At 69.1% G+C, this 16,681-nt stretch carries 15 protein-coding genes, 2 tRNA genes and 1 pseudogene; 6 read left to right on the top strand and 12 right to left on the bottom strand.

The genetic code is table 11. The features are described 5' to 3' along the window. The first annotated feature begins 94 nt into the window (after positions 1-94). The 4 genes from KY500_RS06550 to KY500_RS06535 all read left to right on the top strand — a co-directional run bounded on the left by KY500_RS06550 (position 95) and on the right by KY500_RS06535 (position 3,720). Positions 95-1,015, top strand: coding sequence for an ACP S-malonyltransferase (locus KY500_RS06550; protein ID WP_219902831.1), 921 nt, complete (start codon positions 95-97; stop codon positions 1,013-1,015). A 29-nt stretch (positions 1,016-1,044) separates the two neighbouring features. After that, entirely contained in the window at positions 1,045-2,046 is a 1,002-nt protein-coding gene (locus tag KY500_RS06545) for a beta-ketoacyl-ACP synthase III (protein WP_219902830.1), read from the top strand. 62 nt (positions 2,047-2,108) lie between these two features. Beyond that, positions 2,109-2,357: an acyl carrier protein gene (locus tag KY500_RS06540; RefSeq protein WP_022883990.1), complete on the top strand. Its 249-nt coding sequence runs from the start codon at positions 2,109-2,111 to the stop codon at positions 2,355-2,357. A 127-nt stretch (positions 2,358-2,484) separates the two neighbouring features. Next, entirely contained in the window at positions 2,485-3,720 is a 1,236-nt protein-coding gene (locus KY500_RS06535; protein ID WP_219902829.1) for a beta-ketoacyl synthase, read from the top strand. 87 nt (positions 3,721-3,807) lie between these two features. On the opposite strand, the gene KY500_RS06530 is transcribed toward KY500_RS06535, so the two are convergent. Beyond that, a complete protein-coding gene (locus KY500_RS06530) occupies positions 3,808-4,329 on the bottom strand; it encodes a DUF3145 domain-containing protein (RefSeq protein WP_219902828.1) in 522 nt (173 codons plus the stop codon). 207 nt (positions 4,330-4,536) lie between these two features. Between KY500_RS06530 and KY500_RS06525 the strand changes: the two genes are divergently transcribed. Further along, a complete protein-coding gene (locus KY500_RS06525) occupies positions 4,537-5,124 on the top strand; it encodes a PadR family transcriptional regulator (protein ID WP_219902827.1) in 588 nt (195 codons plus the stop codon). Positions 5,125-5,129: 5 nt separating this feature from the next. Here the strand turns inward: KY500_RS06525 and KY500_RS06520 are convergent. From KY500_RS06520 to KY500_RS06500, 5 genes and pseudogenes are all read right to left on the bottom strand, one after another. Further along, positions 5,130-6,873: pseudogene (locus KY500_RS06520) on the bottom strand (bifunctional 3'-5' exonuclease/DNA polymerase). 54 nt (positions 6,874-6,927) lie between these two features. After that, entirely contained in the window at positions 6,928-7,629 is a 702-nt protein-coding gene (locus tag KY500_RS06515; RefSeq protein ID WP_219902826.1) for a hypothetical protein, read from the bottom strand. A 94-nt stretch (positions 7,630-7,723) separates the two neighbouring features. Further along, positions 7,724-7,797, bottom strand: a tRNA-Ile gene (locus KY500_RS06510). Positions 7,798-7,839: 42 nt separating this feature from the next. Continuing rightward, the gene (locus KY500_RS06505; protein ID WP_066595239.1) at positions 7,840-9,084 is read right to left on the bottom strand and encodes a glycosyltransferase; all 1,245 of its coding nucleotides are present in this window, start codon (positions 9,082-9,084) and stop codon (positions 7,840-7,842) included. Positions 9,085-9,281: 197 nt separating this feature from the next. Beyond that, a complete protein-coding gene (locus tag KY500_RS06500) occupies positions 9,282-10,196 on the bottom strand; it encodes a DMT family transporter (RefSeq protein ID WP_219902825.1) in 915 nt (304 codons plus the stop codon). Positions 10,197-10,236: 40 nt separating this feature from the next. Here KY500_RS06500 and def point away from each other — a divergent pair, with 40 nt between their 5' ends. Further along, positions 10,237-10,803, top strand: a complete 567-nt coding sequence (gene def, locus KY500_RS06495) for a peptide deformylase (protein WP_219902824.1) — start codon at positions 10,237-10,239, stop codon at positions 10,801-10,803. 19 nt (positions 10,804-10,822) lie between these two features. On the opposite strand, the gene KY500_RS06490 is transcribed toward def, so the two are convergent. From KY500_RS06490 to KY500_RS06465, 6 genes are all read right to left on the bottom strand, one after another. Continuing rightward, positions 10,823-11,698 (bottom strand): sensor histidine kinase, encoded by an 876-nt coding sequence (locus KY500_RS06490; protein WP_255579851.1) that lies wholly within the window; start codon positions 11,696-11,698, stop codon positions 10,823-10,825. Positions 11,699-11,809: 111 nt separating this feature from the next. Then, a tRNA-Asn gene (locus KY500_RS06485) sits at positions 11,810-11,882 on the bottom strand. A gap of 86 nt (positions 11,883-11,968) precedes the next feature. Then, complete coding sequence (locus KY500_RS06480; RefSeq protein WP_219902822.1) at positions 11,969-12,955, bottom strand: NAD(P)-dependent oxidoreductase; 987 nt, start codon at positions 12,953-12,955, stop codon at positions 11,969-11,971. 3 nt (positions 12,956-12,958) lie between these two features. Further along, positions 12,959-13,861: an ATP-binding cassette domain-containing protein gene (locus KY500_RS06475; RefSeq protein WP_219902821.1), complete on the bottom strand. Its 903-nt coding sequence runs from the start codon at positions 13,859-13,861 to the stop codon at positions 12,959-12,961. Between the two features lie 5 nt (positions 13,862-13,866). After that, the gene (locus tag KY500_RS06470) at positions 13,867-15,600 is read right to left on the bottom strand and encodes an ABC transporter ATP-binding protein (RefSeq protein ID WP_219902820.1); all 1,734 of its coding nucleotides are present in this window, start codon (positions 15,598-15,600) and stop codon (positions 13,867-13,869) included. Continuing rightward, a complete protein-coding gene (locus KY500_RS06465; protein WP_219902819.1) occupies positions 15,597-16,679 on the bottom strand; it encodes an ABC transporter permease in 1,083 nt (360 codons plus the stop codon). The genes KY500_RS06470 and KY500_RS06465 overlap by 4 nt, the downstream gene beginning before the upstream one ends. Between the last annotated feature and the right edge of the window lie 2 nt (positions 16,680-16,681).

The following is a 16,681-nucleotide window of genomic DNA, read 5'->3' as shown; positions in this document are numbered from 1 at the left end:
CAGAGCCGACGTTTGCGTTTCCGGACAAACGTCTGGCGGATACTCGGTAGATTATCCACACCCCCCGTCTGTTCCGAGTTGGGAGACTTAGGAAATGATTGTTGTCGTCTGCCCCGGTCAGGGCTCACAAACGCCCGGGTTCCTCGAGCCGTGGTTGCAGAACCCTGACTTCGCCGACCGTCTGGCGGCCATGTCCGCCCCGTCCGGCACCGACCTCGTCGCCGCGGGCACCGTCAGCGACGCGGACACTATTCGCGACACGGCGATCGCCCAGCCCCTGATCGTGGCGGCCGGCCTGCTGGCCCTCGACGCCCTCTTCGCCGACGGCCGCCGGGAGGGCATCGGCGGCATCGCGGGCCACTCGGTCGGAGAGATCACCGCCGCAGTCGGAGCCGGAGTGCTCGGCAGTACCGACGCGCTCACCTTCGTCGGAGAGCGTGGCCGGGCCATGAAGGCCGCCGCCGCCCTCACGCCGACCGGCATGAGCGCGGTCCTCGGCGGTGACGAGGCCGAGCTGCTCGCCCGCCTCGCCGAGCTTGACCTCGAGCCGGCCAACTTCAACGGGGGCGGCCAAATCGTCGTCGCTGGTGCCCTCGACGCTCTCGCGGCCCTCGCCGCCGAGCCCCCGGCCAAGGCCAGGGTCATTCCCCTGCAGGTCGCCGGCGCGTTCCACACCCGCCATATGCTCCCCGCCGTGCAGCACCTGGACGCGGTGTCGCGCACCCTCTCCCCGCAGGATCCGACCCTTCCGCTCTGGACCAACCGGGACGGCACGTCGGTCGCCAACGGCGCGCGTTTCGTCGAACTTCTCGTCGGCCAGGTCTCGTCGCCGGTACGGTGGGACCTGTGCATGCAGGCCTTCACCGACGCCGGCGTCACCGGAATCATCGAGGTCGCCCCCGCCGGCGCCCTCGTCGGACTGGCCAAACGCGCCCTGCGGGGCATCCCGAGCGTGGCCATCAAGACCCCGGACGATCTGCCTGCCGCATACGAACTGATCGACCACCAGGCCTGAATCAGCCCAGTCGCCACCGGAAGAGACGAATGACCCAGCCACAACTCCTGCAGTCGCAGGGCGCCCAGTACACCCGCATCCTCTCTGTGGGCGCCGCCCGCGGCGACCTTGTCGTCCCCAACGACGACCTGGTCGGCCCGATCGACTCCTCCGACGAGTGGATCCAGCAGCGCACCGGAATCATCACCCGCACTCGCGCCAGCCAGGACGTGCTCGCGGTCGATCTGGCCACGACGGCGGCCCTGGAGGCCATCGAGAAGAGTGGCATCCGTGCCGACCAGATCGATGCGATCATCATCGCCACCATCAGCAACGGTCGTCAGACCCCGTCGATGGCTGCCGTGGTCGCCGACCGCATCGGCGCCGTCCCGGCCGCCGCCTTCGACCTCAACGCCGCCTGTGCCGGCTACGCCTACGGCGTCGCCCAGGCCGATGCCCTGATCCGGTCCGGCGCCGCGCACTACGCGCTGGTCATCGGCGCCGAGAAGCTCTCCGACATGGTCGACGGCACCGACCGCAGCATCTCCTTCCTTCTCGGCGACGGCGCCGGCGCGGTGGTCATCGGCCCGAGCGACTACCCGGGCATCTCCGCCTCGGTCTGGGGTTCGGACGGGCGCGCAGACGCCGTGGGCATGAATGCCACGCTGCAGGAGTACCGCCGTGGCGAGAAGGAGTGGCCAACGCTCCGCCAGGAAGGCCAGACCGTTTTCCGCTGGGCCGTCTGGGATATGGCCAAGATCGCCAAGCAGACCCTCGAAGCCGCCGGTATCACGGCCGACCAGCTGGCCGCCTTCATCCCGCATCAGGCCAACATGCGAATCGTCGACGAGTTCGCCAAGCAGCTCAAGCTGCCGGAGTCCGTCGTGATCGCCCGCGACATCGCCACGACGGGGAACACCTCCGCCGCGTCGATCCCCCTTGCCACCCACCGCCTGCTCGAGGAACACCCCGAGCTCAGTGGTGGTCTTGCCCTCCAGATCGGCTTCGGAGCCGGCCTGGTTTACGGCGCGCAGGTGGTTGTGCTGCCGTAGCTGTCCTCTGTCCATCTAAACTGAATCTCGGTCAAACGAGACACCCTCAAGGAGAAAACACCATGGCATTGTCCACCGAAGAAGTTCTTGCCGGCCTGGCCGAGCTCATCAACGACGAGACGGGCATCGCAACCGACACGGTTGAGCTGGACAAGTCGTTCACCGACGACCTGGACATCGATTCCATCTCGATGATGACCATCGTCGTCAACGCTGAAGAAAAGTTCGACGTCAAAATCCCCGACGAAGAGGTCAAGAACCTCAAGACCGTCGGCGACGCCGTCGAGTTCATCGTCAAGGCCCAGGACTAGGTCCACGCCCGAACGGGCCGGCTGGCAGCTGCCGGCCGGCCCGTTTTCCAGGGACGCTCCATCCGGGGTCGTTGCCTCGTTTCGCGTACGTTCTCACTCGCGCTCGTTTTGACGGAGAGTCGTTGTTATGACCAAAAAAATCGTTGTCACCGGTCTCGGTGCCACCTCCCCCCTCGGCGGGACCGCCACAGATACCTGGAACGCCCTCCTCGCCGGCGAGTCCGGCGCATCCACCCTCGACTATGAGTGGGTCGAGCGCACGGCGCTCCCCATCACCTTCGCCGCCCAGGCCCGGGTCAAGCCCATCGACGTCCTCGCACGCCACGAGACCAAGCGCCTCGACCCGTCCAGCCAGTTCGCCCTCATCGCCGGCCGTGAGGCCTGGGCCGATGCCGGCATGCCCGCCGTAGAGCCCGAGCGGCTCGCCGTGGACTGGGCCACCGGCATCGGCGGGGTCTGGACCCTGCTGGACGCCTGGGACACCCTCCGCGAACGTGGCCCGCGCCGCGTCCTGCCGATGACGGTTCCCATGCTCATGCCCAATGGCCCCGGAGCGGCCATCGGCATGGACCTGCACGCGCGCGCCGGCATCACCACCGTGGTGTCCGCCTGCGCCTCGAGCACCGAGTCCCTCGTGAATGCCTACAACCGCCTGCAGGCCGGACTCGCGGACGTCGTCATAGCCGGCGGTTCGGAGGCGGCCATCCACCCGCTGCCCATCGCGTCCTTTGCCGCCATGCAGGCGCTGTCCAAGCGCAACGACGACCCGGCAACGGCTTCCCGCCCGTACGACGTCACCCGGGACGGCTTCGTGCTCGGTGAGGGCGCCGCTGCGCTGGTCGTGGAGACCGAGGAGCACGCCCTGGCCCGCGGCGCACACATCTACGCGGAGCTGCTCGGCGGCTCGATCACGAGTGACGCGTACCACATCACCGCGCCGGACCCCGAGGGCTCCGCCGCGGCACGCGCCATGATCCAGACCATCCAGAACGCCGGCGCCGACCTGGCCGACGTGATGCACATCAACGCTCACGCCACGAGCACGCCCGTGGGCGACATCGCCGAGTACAACGCGCTGCGCCGCGTCTTCGGCGACCTGCTCGAGGGCATCCCCGTGTCGGCCACCAAGGCCTCGACCGGGCACCTGCTCGGCGGCGCCGGCGCGATCGAGGCGCTGTTCACGGTCAAGGCCCTGGCCGAACGGATGCTTCCGCCGACCATCAACCTCACCGAGCAGGATGCCGCCATTCCCCTGGACGTCGTCACCTCGCCCCGGGCACTGGGTGCCGGAGACCTGCTGGCGATCAGCAACTCGTTCGGGTTCGGCGGCCACAACGCCGTCGTCGCCTTCCGGTCCGTCTAACCCGCCCGCACGTCGCTGAAGCCGGCGCCCGACCACGGTCGGGTGGCCGGCTTCTGTCGTAGCCGCCCGGCGTCGGCCCGCACGGCCTCAGCCAGCGCGATGCAGCCAGACCACGCTCGAGAAGTCACCGGCGTGCCGGAACGCCTCCAACTCGTCGTCCCAGGCCTGCCCGAGCACCCGGTGCAGTTCGTGCTGCAGCGCGGCCGGGTCCGTTCCCGCGGTGGACATAGCCGCCCGCAGCCGGTTTTCGGGCAGCACGACGTTGCCCGCCGTGTCGGTCTGGGCGAAGTGGATGCCCAGGGCCGGGGTGTGCACCCAGCGGCCGCCGTCGCGGCCCGGGCCGGGATCCTCGGTCACCTCGAACCTCAGGTGCTCCCAGCCCAGCAGCTCGGAGGCAATGGCCGCTCCGCTTCCCGGCGCCCCCTCCCAATAGAACTCGGCACGTTGGGCGCCGGGAAGCACGGGCTGCGCGCTCCAGTCGAAACTGACCGCCTCGTCGAGCGCTCGGCTGGCGGCCCACTCCACATGCGGGCACAGGGCGCGCGGTGCCGAATGCACATACAAAACTCCCCGCGCAGTCGGTGACTGACGAGCATGGGGTGCCGTCATCGTGTTCTCCGTTCCCTGGTTGTTGTTCGAGGTGCGTCTTCCCCAACGAACTCGACTGCAACAACTGTGGAACCGGGACCAGACCGACGGATGCGGGCTATGGGCGGTGCTATTAGCTGAATTATGCCCCACCAAACCGGGAAATCACAACGAAGCGGCCACGCGTTATGTATATTCGGTATAGCTTTAGTGGATTTCGGAGGCACGGTGTCGGTACGCAACTCGCTCCTGGCCGTGCTGACCATGGGCCCCGCCTACGGCTTCCAGCTGCACGGCGAACTCGCCCGTCGCACCGGCGGACGTCGCTCCGTGAACGTGGGCCAGATCTACGCCACCCTGGAGCGCCTGATGACCCAAGGCGCCGTCGAATCCGCCGGGACGACGGCGGACGGCCTGCCCCTGTACGGGCTCACCGACACGGGCCGCACCGAGGCCGTCGCCTGGCTGCACGACACCCGCAGCAGCTCCGGCGACGAGTGGAACGACATGCTCGAGCGCGTCATGATCGCCTCGTCGCTCCCCCACATCGACCTCACGGTCGTAGTGGCCGGCTACCGGTCGGCGTGGCAGTGTCGGCTCGCGGCGCAGGCGACGGAACCGGACTCCGGTCAGGACCAGCTGGCCGACGCCGCGGACGCCGCCCAAGGCAGTGCGGCTCTGGCGTGGCTCACCGAGGTCGCCGGCCTGGCCGGGGAGCAGGGCGACGGCCCGCCCTTGCACCGTGAACTCAGCGGCCTGCGCCCGAAGCGAGGACGCCGGCCGGCACCCGCCGGTTCGTCGCGACCGCCCGGCTGAGCGCTCTACTTCGCGTCGGCATAGCTGTCCACCACAACACAGGTCAAGGGGAAATCGACCGGGAAGTCGCCGAAGAGCAGACGCCCCGCCGTCGCCGCAGCCTCGCCCACGATGCGCGCGACATCGTCGGCCAGGGCCGCCGGGGTGTGCACGATGACCTCGTCGTGCAGGAAGAAGACCAGGTGCGGTACGGAGGCGAAGGGGCCGGGCGCTGAGCGCGCCGCCCCGGACTCCGGGGCCGCCGGTGAGGAGAGCGCCCACAGGCCCTTCCGAATCTCGGCCATCCAGCACAACGCCCACTCCGCTGCGGTGCCCTGGACGATGAAGTTGCGGGTGAACCGGCCCCAGTCCCCGGCCTGGCTGCGTGCCCGTCGTTGGGCCGCCGAGCCGGCGCCGTCCTCGCTCCCCTGGCCTGCTCGTCCTGCCAGTCCGGGCCGGGGCGGGGCGAGGACCGCCCCAGCCGGGTGCTGACGATGTCGCCGCGCTCCCGGCCCGCGCCGCGGATTCCGTGAGAGCGAGGGCCCGCGGGTACGCCCGGGCCAGGCGGGGCAGCAGGCGCCCGCTCTCGCCCGAGGTGGCGCCGTACATGGCGCCGAGCATGGCGACCTTCGCGTGGGCGCGTGTCTCCACCACACCGCTGGCCACGATGCCCGCGTAGAGGTCGGTTCCTCGACCGGCCGAGGCCATGGCCGTGTCCGCCGACAGGGCAGCCAGGATGCGAGGTTCCAACTGGGCGGCGTCGGCCACGACGAAACGCCACCCGGGGTCCGCCACCACGGCTCCCCGGATCTGCCGGGGCAGCTGCAGCGCTCCGCCGCCGCGGGTGGCCCACCGACCGGTCACCACACCGCCCGGCAGGTACTCGGGGTGGAACCTGTCGTCGACGATCCAGGTCTCCATCCAGTACCACCCGTTGGCGCTCTGCAGCCTGGCGAGTTTCTTGTAGCGCAGCAGCGGTTCGATCACCGGGTGCGACAGCTTCTCCAGCTCCCAGGCCCGGGTCGTCGTGACCTGCACCCCGGCCCGGTTGAGGGCGCGGAGCAGCTCGGGGGGCGAGTCCGGGTTGACCGTCTGGTCGCCGAGTTCGTTGCGGATGCGGACCGCGAGCCCCTCCAGGCGGGCCGGCCGTTGGCCGGTCGCCGCTCTGGGGCCCAGTTCAGCGGTCAGCAGGGTGTCGTGGATGGCGCTGCGCCACGGCAGCCCGGCAAACTGCATCTCAGCCGCGATCAGGGCGCCGACCGACTCAGCGGCCAGGAGCAGCCGCAGCCGACCGGGTTCGGCGCTGGCAGCGACGGCGGCCAGTTGCGCCAGGAACTCCGTGAGGGCGTCCTCGTCCTGCGTCTCGCCGCCTGCGTCCGCCGCGCCGCCCAGATCCATGTCGAAGAGGGTGGAACCCGCTGTCTCCGGGCGGGGAACGGCGGCCGGCGCATCCCACCGACCTGCCGGAGCGTTTGCCAGCGCGCTCGCACCGGTCAGGGCGGAGTTCCGCAGGATGGCGTGGCAGAGGCGGAGGTCGTGGCACCGTTGCACGCGAAGACGGGCGCGCAACAACAACGGGTAGATCTCCGCGGTGTCCTCCCACACCCAGCGGACACCACCGTCCTCCCTGGCGCGGGCGTGGACCGCGAAGGCCGCGTCGGAGAGTGTCACGTCGGTGCCGGTGCCGGTCGGTGGCGTGGGGGCGCCGTTGGCGTCGAGTTCCCTGAGCCGCACCCGGTCCGGGCGCGTTCGGGTCACCAGAATGTACACACTCCATTGTCCCGCACCGGGACCGGTCCCCGAGCGGAACCGGTCCGCAGCGGGTCAGGCCCGGGGGAAGATGGCGACCGGCACCGGGACGTGCACGATCTGCTTGGTGTATCCGCCGGCGCCCGCGGAGGACTCGGCCGAGATCGTCATCGCGAAGTCGAGCATGACGCCATAGGTGTCAGCGCTCAGGGTGCCGATCTGGTTGGACTCCAGTTGGAAGCCGCCCTTGGGCGAGGTGATCAGCAACCCGTCCGCCGAGCGAAGCGCCTCGGGGTCGAGGGTGACCAGGAGGGGGTCGGTGTCCAGGACGAACGGCGACACGGACGCACCGCTGGTCGTCGAGGTCGTGGCGGTCACGGAGATGTTGGACATGTAGACCAGGCGCTTCGCCGCGAACGGCGCGTCGGCGGGGACGGACCGGTCGAAGACGTTGATGACGAAGGAGAACAGCTTCTCGCTGTCCGTGTACCACTCGTGGGTCTTCTGCTCCGTCCACATGTCCAGCTGCAACTCGAGGTCGTCGCCGATCATGAGGGTGGGGTGCACAGACCCCATGTCGGTGAAGACGGAGTCGAAGACGAGGTCCGGTGTCGCGGACGGCGTCGGCGTCGCGGCGGCGGCGACGTTCTGGAGCGGTTGCGCGCCGATCAGCGGGGTGAAGCTGCTGCACCCTGTGAGACCGAGGGCCAGCATTGTGAGGCCGCCGGCGAGGACGGTGCGGGAGGTGCGGGTACGAAGGGGGAACCGTCCGGGCATGGTAGGTACTTTCGGGAGGAGGCTGAAGGCAATTCCTCATATAGTGGCACAGATCTTCGCCCGTCCCGGCCATGCAGGGGAACGGCTGCCTCGGTAGGGTGGACGGGACTTGAACCCGTGACCGTGCGGTTATGAGCCGCGTGCTCTAACCAGCTGAGCTACCACCCCGTGTGTGACGTCTATCGTACCGTCCGGGCACAGCGCCCGGCGTCAGTCGTGGGCGGGCGTGCCGTCCAGCACCTGTCGTGACGACGCCGCCTCGGCGGCGGTTCCGGCGGGGGTGTCGATCCGTTCGCCGCGGTACAGACGCTCGAAGGTCGTCAGCGTGCGCTTGATGTCATGCGCCTCGATGAGCTTGAGCGACTCGTTCTTGAGCGCATCAAGTTCGTCGGGGGACGCCGTGAGCACCACGGTCAGCTTGTCCGCGAGGTCCTGGGCACTGCCCGGCTCGAAGAGGTAACCGTTCTGCCCGTCGTGCACGAGGTGCGGCAGGGCCATGGCGTTGGCCGCCACGACCGGAAGGCCGGAGGCCATGGCTTCCATGGTCGCGATGCTCTGCAGCTCGGCGATCGAGGGCATCGCGAAGACCGTGGCCCGCGAGTACGCCTGGCGCAGTTCCTCGTCGGTGACGTAGCCCGTGAAGGTGAACCGCGAGCTGAGGCCGAGGCTCTCGACGAGGAGTTCCAGATTGCGGCGCTGGTCGCCGCCGCCGACGATCTCGACCTGGGCATCCAGGCTCGCGTCGAGCAGGGCGACGGCCTGCACCAGCACGTCGATCTGCTTCTCGCCGGTGACCCGGCCCACGAAGAGGATCCGGTTCTCGGTGCGCGGCGCGAAACTAGGCGAATAGTTGTCGGCGTCGATCCCGCAGGAAATGGCGTGCACTCCGGTGAGTCCCGTGTATTTCTCCAGGAACTCGGCGGCCCGCCGGGTCGGGGTGGTGACGGATTCGGCCCGCTTGAAGGTGTGCTCAGCGGCCTTCCAGAGGGCCTTGACCACCTGGTGCTGGAAGCCCTTGGGGACGAGAGAGAACTGCAGCATGTTCTCCGGCATGAAGTGGTTGGTGCCCACGATGCGGATGCCGCGCTTCTGGGCTTCGATGGCCACACCCCGTCCCACGACGATGTGGGACTGGAAGTGCACGACATCGGGTTGGAAGGAATCGAGGATGGCGCGGCTGTGGCGGCGTACGATCCAGGGCAGTGCGAAGCGCAGCCAGTCATGCGGGTACCAGCGCCAGCTGTGCAGACGGTGCACCGTCATGGACTCGCCCTCGTGCACCTCTGTCCAGGTGCCGTGCTTGCGCGTGGCGGCCGGGGCCATGATGGCGACGACGTGGCCGCGGGCGACCAGGCCCGCCGCGAGTCGTTCAGCGAACCGGGCGGCACCGTTCACGTCCGGCGCGAACGTGTCCGCAGCGATGAGGACGCGGATGGGCCTCGTCGCCGGGGTCACCCGGTCGGACGATTGTTCCGGTAAATCTGATGAAGCGCACAAGTGGCGTAGTCCCTACGTAGGTGGGCCGGGGATGAGCGTCCGGCACGAAGTCTGGGTCTCGACGGAACACGCCGTCGAGGTGTGTTAGCACCCTATTCTAAACCGGCTCGGCCATGGCAGTCCCCCAGACGCGGCGCGTTCATGAAAACCACAGGTCAGCTCGCGGATTGCGGGTGGTATTTTGCCAGCCTGAAGACACCCCAGATGGCGACGGCGCCGGCGAGGGCGAACAGCACGCCGGCCCAGGCGGGAGCCTGCGAGGCCTCCCCCAGGACGACGATCCCGATTCCGACAGCGATCATCGGGTCGATCACCGTGAGCCCGGCGATGACCAGGTCCGGCGGTCCGGAGGAATAGGCGTTCTGCACGAAGTACGCCCCTGCGCCAGCGGCGAGCAGCAGGCCGGCGACGCAGACGAGGGTGAGCCACTCGAAGTTGCCGTTCTGGATGCGGTTGATGATCACCTTGGCGAGCGTGGCGACGAAGCCGTACAGCACGCCGGCGCCGATGATGTAGAAGATCGCCTGGAATCGGGTGCGGAGCATCACGAAGGCCGCGGCGAAGGCGCAAAGCACCACCGCGAGCACGATGAGGATCGTGATGAGGTTGGCGTCGGTCACCGGCTTGTCCACGGCCGTGAAGGCCGCGACCGTGACGAACAGGCCCACACCGCCTACGCACATGGCGATCGCGATGATCGACGCCCGGTTGAGTTTGAGCCGGCTGACCCTGGCGTTGAGGATCGCGGTGATCACCAGCGCGACCGCGCCGAGCGGCTGGACGACAATGAGCGGTGCAAAGGCGAGGCTGGTGAGTTGGAAGGCGATGGCCATGCCGAGCATGAGGGTGCCGAACACCCAGGACGGGCGGGACAGCAGGAGAATGAGCTGGCGGGTGCTCAGGCCGCCGGTGACCTCGACGGTGGATGCCTCGACCTTGGTCACCCCGCGGTGCTGGAATTGTGCGCCCAACGAGAGGAAGACCGCTCCGATCAACGCGAGTGGGATTCCAATTGCCTGACGAGGATCGATGGCGATCTCCCCAGCCAGGTCTGTCAGGTCGGGAGTCACTCAACGAGACTATCGAGATCGATGCCGATATCCTTGCTGAATGGCCGTACGACCGATAGTAATTTCAGGTGAACCCGTCCTGCACTCCCCCGCAGCCCCCGTCGAAGTCTTCGACGACGCGTTGCGCGAGCTGGTGCAGGACATGTTCGAGACCATGGACGCCGCCCCCGGCGTCGGTCTCGCCGGACCCCAGGTGGGCGTGGGGCTACGGCTCTTCACGTTCAGTTACCTGGACGACGACGAGATCGAGACCCGCGGGGTGGCCATCAACCCGGAGCTGTGGATCACCCCGGTGCCGGCCGCAGAGGCCGACGAGGACGAGGACGTCGAGGGATGCCTGTCCTTCCCCGGTGAGCGGTTTCCGCTCTGCCGCGCGGAATCGGCGATCCTGCGCGCCGTGGACCTCGAGCAGAACCCGTTCGAGATTCGCGCGGACGGCTGGTTGGCCAGAATCTTCCAGCACGAGTTCGACCATCTCGACGGCACCCTGTACGTGGACCGGCTCGAGCACCATTACGCCAAGATCGCCGCCAAGGTGAGCCGCAAGCGCGGGTGGGGGGTTCCCGGCGTGAGCTGGCTGCCCGGGGTCGACGATCTCGAGAGCTGAGCGCCCCGAGAACTGAGCCTCAGCGGGAGAGGTTCACTCCGTGCACGCCGTTGTGGAACCGCAGGGACGGGAACACCGCGGAGACGGAGAACCCGACGCCCGGAACCGTGCCGGCGTTGAAGATGCCGCCGAAGAGCTGGGCCCGCTCGCGCATCTGCGTGATGTCCGCGCCGGAGATGCTCTCGCTGAGCGCCTTGAGGTCGTCGTCGATCGTATAGGTCGTGCGGGCCGCGAAGTCGGACGCTGACGCGCTCTCCCGGCGGGCGGCGGCACGGATACCGTCATCGTCGATGAGCAGCTGCAGGCCGTCCTGGGTCCAGGTGAAGGACACCCGCGCCTCGGTCCCGGCGCCGCCATGCTTGAGAGCGTTGGCCAGCGCGCTCTGCAGGATCCGGTAGATGGCCAGCTCAGCGCCGGGCTTGAGCGGGAACCGGTCGCCCGATTCGGTGAAGCCCACGGCCAGGCCGGCATCCCGCATCACCCCGAAGAGGTTGTGGGCCGATTGCAGCCCTGGCTGCCTGGCCTGGATGGACTCGCCCTCGCGCGCGATGGTGAGGACGCGGCGGAGGTCGGCCAGGGTGACCCTGCCGTCGTCGACGAGCGCCGTCGCCGCCCGTACGGCCGTGGATGGGTCGCTCTCGGCCGCGTAGCGGGCGCCCTCGGCCCGGGTGATCAGGCGCGCAAGCGAGAGCACCGCGATGTCCTGCAGCTCGCGGATGATCGCCAGCCGGCCGTGCTGTTCGGCGAGCGAGAGTTCGAGGTCGATCCGCACGCGTTCGGCGGCCGACCGGTCGAACCGGCTGCCGCGCTGCCGCACGGCCGAGCGGAGCCAGAGCACGAGGAAGATCACGGTCAGCCCCGCGAGGACGGCGCTCAGACTCTGCCAGACAGACACATCGGCCACCTTTCGGTACATTCGGGATCAGACTAGCGGCCAGCACCCGCTGAGGCACCCGCCGGCCACTAAAAAAGGCCACCGGGGGTGGAGCCCCTAGTGACCTTTTCGCTCCCCGACTTGGACTCGAACCAAGAACCTGCGCATTAACAGTGCGCTGCTCTGCCAATTGAGCTATCGAGGAATGTGTGCTCGGCGAGAGTTTCCCTCGCCTTGAACAGCGTAGCTACTTTACCAAAAGATCGCCGTCTGCCAAATCGAGGGTGCCGTTCAGTAGCCCGACTCGGTGTCGACAACCCCGACGAACGGCCCGTTTCCTAGGAAAGCGGCCACATTCAGGCGAATTCGTTCGGCCAACAGCGGTGCGGTCATCTCGGGCGTGTCGGCCATATGCGGGGTGATCAGGCACCGGGCCTCGGTCCAGAGCGGATGCCCCTGTGGCAGCGGTTCGGGATCGGTGACGTCCAGCGCGGCGCCGGCGATGGTGCCGGAGCGGAGCGCCTCCACCAGGGCGTCGGCGTCGACGAGCGGACCCCTGGCGATGTTGACCAGGTGTGCCGTCTTCTTCATCAGGCCGAGTTCGGTCGCTCCGAGCAGGTGGCGGGTGTCGTCGGTCAGGGCGGCGGCGACCACCACCACATCCGCCAGGGGCAGCTCGCTGTACAGAGCCTGCGTGGTCACGGTGCGGGTGGCGCCCGGCACCGGGTCGGTGCTGCGCCGCACCACCACGGTCTCGGTGCCGAACGGGCCGAGCAGCCGGATGAGCTCGCGGGCGATGCCGCCGGCTCCGATGATCAGCACGGTCCGGCCGTACAGGGACTCGCCAGCCGGCACCGCGTTCCAGGATCGTGCCCTGGCGCGCTCGGGGAGCACCCGCAGCGACGCCAGGGCGAGGGCCAGGGCGTGTTCGGCGACGGGCTGAGCGAACGCCCCCTTCGCACTGGTGATGAGCAGGTCGTCCCGCCGGTGGGTGGTGAGCACGTCGCTGAAGGCGTCGATGCCCGCCCACGGCAGTTGCACCCAGGCCAGCTGCGGATGTGCGGCCAGGACGTCGCCCAGCTCAGCGGCCCTGGCGTAGGAGAGCCAGATGAGTCCCCTGGTGTGCTCGGACAGTGCGGCGACCTCGCCGCCGGCCTCGGCCACGGCCTCGGCGAAAACCGCGGAGTCCTCCGGGAGGATCGCGATGGGGCCTGAGCGAGCGCCTGACGGCCGCACGGTGGCGGTTTGGGGGGCCAGGACGGCGCGATGTTGGGCCACGGCTCAGTCCAGTGTCTCGACGTCGGCTGCGGGCCGGGCGTCCGGTTCCGGCCGGCCGGCCGGCTCCCCCTGGCCCGGGTCGGCGTTGTCGAGGGTGAGCGCCGCCGCGAGTTCGACCACGTAGGGGTGCCAGGGGTTGTCGAACACCTCATCGATGGTCCCGAGCCCCACCAGCACCCCCTGGTGCATCACCCCGATCCGGTCGGCGACCCGTCGGAGCACCCCGAGGTCGTTGCTGATCAGGACGGCGGAGAACGACCGCTCGCGCTGGAGCTCCCCGATGAGGTCGATGACATCGTCGCGTACGAGCGCGTCGACGCCCGCGGTCGGCTCGTCGGCGATGAGCAGGGCGGGCCCGAAGACCAGCGCCCGGGCCAGGGCCACCCGTTGGCGTTGCCCGCTGCTGAGCTCGTAGGGGTACTTGCCGAGCAACGAGAGGGGCAACCGCACGGCGTCGACCATGGTGGCCACCAGCGTCGCCAGCTCGGCCGTGTCGAACTTGCGGTCGCGTTCGAGCACCGGCTCTCCCACGATGTCGGCCACGGTCAGGCTGGCGGGGAGGGTGCTGGCGGCGTCCTGCGCGAGCATCCCCACCCCGAAGGTGAGCGTGCTGAGCTTTCGCCGACCGATGCGGCGCAACGGGTAGCCGAGCACCGTGGCCTCACCGCCGGTGATCTGCGCACGCACGTCACCGTGCCCGGCCGCCGCCTCCGCCCCCGACAGCACCCGGGCCAGGGTGCTCTTCCCCGAGCCGCTCTCGCCGAGCAGGCCGAGTACCTCACCGCGGCCCAGGGTCAGGGTGAAGCCGTGCACCGCGACGAAGGACGAACTCGCTCCGTGCGCCGGATATTCGACCGTGAGGTCACTGGCTACGATCGGATACGGATCTGCTTCGGCGCGTCTCATGGGTTCTATCCTGCCGCACGCAACCTCGCGAGCTCTTCCCGCCGCAGCGCCTGTGCGGCCGGGTCGGGCACGGGGAGGGACGCCAGCAGCCGTCGGGTGTACGGGTCGCTCGGGGCGCCGAGCACCTCTGCGCCCGTCCCTTCCTCGACGAGACGGCCGTGGTAGAGCACGGCGATGCGGTCGGCCAGGATGTCGACCACGGCGAGGTCGTGGCTGATGAACAGGGCGGCGAAGCCGAACTCGCGCTGCAGTTCGGCGAAGAGCTCGAGCACCCGCGCCTGCACCGACACGTCCAGAGCCGAGGTCGGCTCGTCGGCGATGAGCAGGGTGGGTTCAAGCGCCAGGGCCCGCGCCAGGCTCGCCCGCTGGCGCTGGCCGCCGCTGAGCTCGTGCGGGTATCGGTCACCGAAGGCGCGCGGCAACTGCACGGCCTCGAGGAGTTCGTCGACCCTGGCCCTCGCGCCACGCGGGCTCGACGCCCGGCCGTGCACGACGAGGGGCTCGGCGACGCAGTCGGCGATGGTCAGCAGCGGATTGAAGCTGGACGCCGGGTCCTGGAACACGAATCCGATGTCACTGCGCAGGTGCTTGAACCGGCGTTCCTTGAATCCGTTCATCTCGTGCCCGAGCACGCTCAGCGACCCTTCGGTGACCCTGGTGAGGCCGGCGATGGCGCGGCCGATCGTGGTCTTGCCCGAGCCGCTCTCCCCCACCAGGCCCAGGACCTCGCCGGGGCGGATCGAGAAGCTGACCCCGTCCACAGCCACGAAGCCGGCCCGGCCGAGCCGGCCGGGGTACTGGATGCGCAGATTGTCTGCGACGACGACGGGCGCCTGCTCGGCCCACTCCGGCGTGCGGGCCGCTGCCCGTTCCGCCGCCCTGACGACGCCCTGCCCCACGTAGGGGACCGCGGCGAGCAGCCGCTGGGTGTAGGGATCCTTCGGCGCCGTGAACAGGGTGACGGCGTCGGCCTCCTCCACCACCTTGCCCTGGTACATCACGGCAACCCGGTCGGCGAGGTCGGCTACGACGCCCATGTTGTGCGTGATCAGCACGATCGCGGTGCCGAATTCGTCGCGGCAGCGCCGCAGCAGGTCAAGGATCTCGGCCTGCACGGTCACGTCGAGTGCCGTGGTGGGTTCGTCGGCGACAATCAGACCGGGCTCGAGGACCAGGGCCATGGCGATGACCACGCGTTGTTTCTGGCCGCCGGAGAACTGGTGCGGGTAGTAGTTGACGCGTACCTCTGGGTCGGGGATGCCCACCCGGCCGAGGATCTCGATGGCCTTGGCCTTGGCGTCGGAGCGGCTGACCGAGCCGTGCGCCCTGATGCCCTCCATGATCTGCCAGCCGACGGTGTACACCGGGTTCAGCGCCGTGGACGGTTCCTGGAACACCATCGACACGTCGGTCCCGCGCACCTGGCGCAGCCGCTGCTTGCTCAGGGCGATGACGTTGTTCTCGCTGGCCCCGTCACGGCTGCTGAGGATGACGGCGCCCTCGGACACGGCGGTCTCGGGCAGCAGCCCAAGGATGGTCTTGGCGGTGACGGTCTTGCCGCTGCCGCTTTCTCCCACGATGGCGAGGACCTCGCCGCGGCGGACGCTGAGGGAGACCCCGTCGACGGCGCGCACGGAGCCGGCATCCGTCGAGAAGGCGACGCCGAGGTCGTCGATCCGGAGCACAGTCGGTTGCTCGGGCACCGGGGCGGCCCCGGCTGGCGTGAGGATGTCGCTCATCGGGTGGCCTCGCTGTCGTCAAGGGGAAGGCTGTTGGTCGGAGGGGCGTCGGTGGGCGACGCCGAGCCGGTCTCGAGCCCGGCCAGGCCGCCTGGGCCGGCATCCAGGGTGCCGCCGGGCACCACGGAGGTCTCGGCGACGAGACCGGAGGACGAGGCGACCCGGCGGCGACCGCGCAGGCGCGGGTCGGCCAGGTCGTTCAGGCTCTCACCGACCAGGGTAATGCCCATCACGACGAGCACGATGGCCAGGCCGGGGAACAGCGAGGTCCACCAGATGCCGCTGGTGACGTCGGAGAGCGACTTGTTGAGGTCGTACCCCCACTCGGAGGCCGCGGTGGGTTCGATGCCGAAGCCGAGGAAGCCCAGGCCGGCCAGGGTGAGGATCGCCTCGGAGGAGTTCAGTGTGAAGATCAGCGGCAGCGTGCGGGTGGCGTTGCGCAGTACGTGCCGGAACATGATCCGGGTGTTTCCGGCGCCGAGCACCCGCGCCGACTCCACGAAGGCCTCCGACTTGATCCGCACGGTCTCTGCCCTGATCACCCGGAAGTACTGCGGGATGAACACGACCGTGATCGAGATCGCTGCTGCGAAGACACCGCCAACGAGGTTGGACTTGCCGCCGGAGATGACGATGGACATGACGATGGCCAGCAGCAGCGACGGGAAGGCGTAGACGGCGTCGCAGACGACGACGAGGACCCGGTCGAGCCAGCCGCCGAAGTAGCCGGAGACGAGGCCGAGGAACACACCGGCGAAGATCGACAGCAGCACGGCGACGACGATCACGAACAGGGCGGTCTGAGCACCCCAGAGCACCCGGGAGAGCACGTCGTAGCCCCCGACGGTGGTGCCGAACAGGTGCGAACCGCCGGGGGGCTGCTGGGCGCCGAAGACACCGTTCGCGTCCCGCAGCTGGCTGTAGCCGTAGGGCGCGATCACGGGAGCGAGGATCGCGGTGAGGATGAACGCCGCGGTGATCACCAGGCCGGCCACGAGCATGCCGCGCTGGAGGCCGACGCTCTGGTGCAGCTGGTGGACGATGGGCAGACGGGAGAGCCTGTTCGGTTTGCGTGTCATGG

Source organism: Cryobacterium sp. PAMC25264 (genome assembly GCF_019443325.1).
GTDB lineage: Bacteria > Actinomycetota > Actinomycetes > Actinomycetales > Microbacteriaceae > Cryobacterium.
The sequence above is the reverse complement of the archived record's forward strand: the minus strand, read 5'-3'. Positions and strand labels throughout refer to the sequence as shown.

Coding starts and splice junctions, on each gene's coding strand:
- def (WP_219902824.1), top strand. CDS start 10,237: ATGGCCGTACGACCGATAGTAATTTCAGGTGAACCCGTCCTGCACTCC.
- KY500_RS06535 (WP_219902829.1), top strand. CDS start 2,485: ATGACCAAAAAAATCGTTGTCACCGGTCTCGGTGCCACCTCCCCCCTC.
- KY500_RS06475 (WP_219902821.1), bottom strand. CDS start 13,861: ATGAGACGCGCCGAAGCAGATCCGTATCCGATCGTAGCCAGTGACCTC.
- KY500_RS06515 (WP_219902826.1), bottom strand. CDS start 7,629: ATGCCCGGACGGTTCCCCCTTCGTACCCGCACCTCCCGCACCGTCCTC.
- KY500_RS06540 (WP_022883990.1), top strand. CDS start 2,109: ATGGCATTGTCCACCGAAGAAGTTCTTGCCGGCCTGGCCGAGCTCATC.
- KY500_RS06470 (WP_219902820.1), bottom strand. CDS start 15,600: ATGAGCGACATCCTCACGCCAGCCGGGGCCGCCCCGGTGCCCGAGCAA.
- KY500_RS06545 (WP_219902830.1), top strand. CDS start 1,045: ATGACCCAGCCACAACTCCTGCAGTCGCAGGGCGCCCAGTACACCCGC.
- KY500_RS06465 (WP_219902819.1), bottom strand. CDS start 16,679: ATGACACGCAAACCGAACAGGCTCTCCCGTCTGCCCATCGTCCACCAG.
- KY500_RS06550 (WP_219902831.1), top strand. CDS start 95: ATGATTGTTGTCGTCTGCCCCGGTCAGGGCTCACAAACGCCCGGGTTC.
- KY500_RS06530 (WP_219902828.1), bottom strand. CDS start 4,329: ATGACGGCACCCCATGCTCGTCAGTCACCGACTGCGCGGGGAGTTTTG.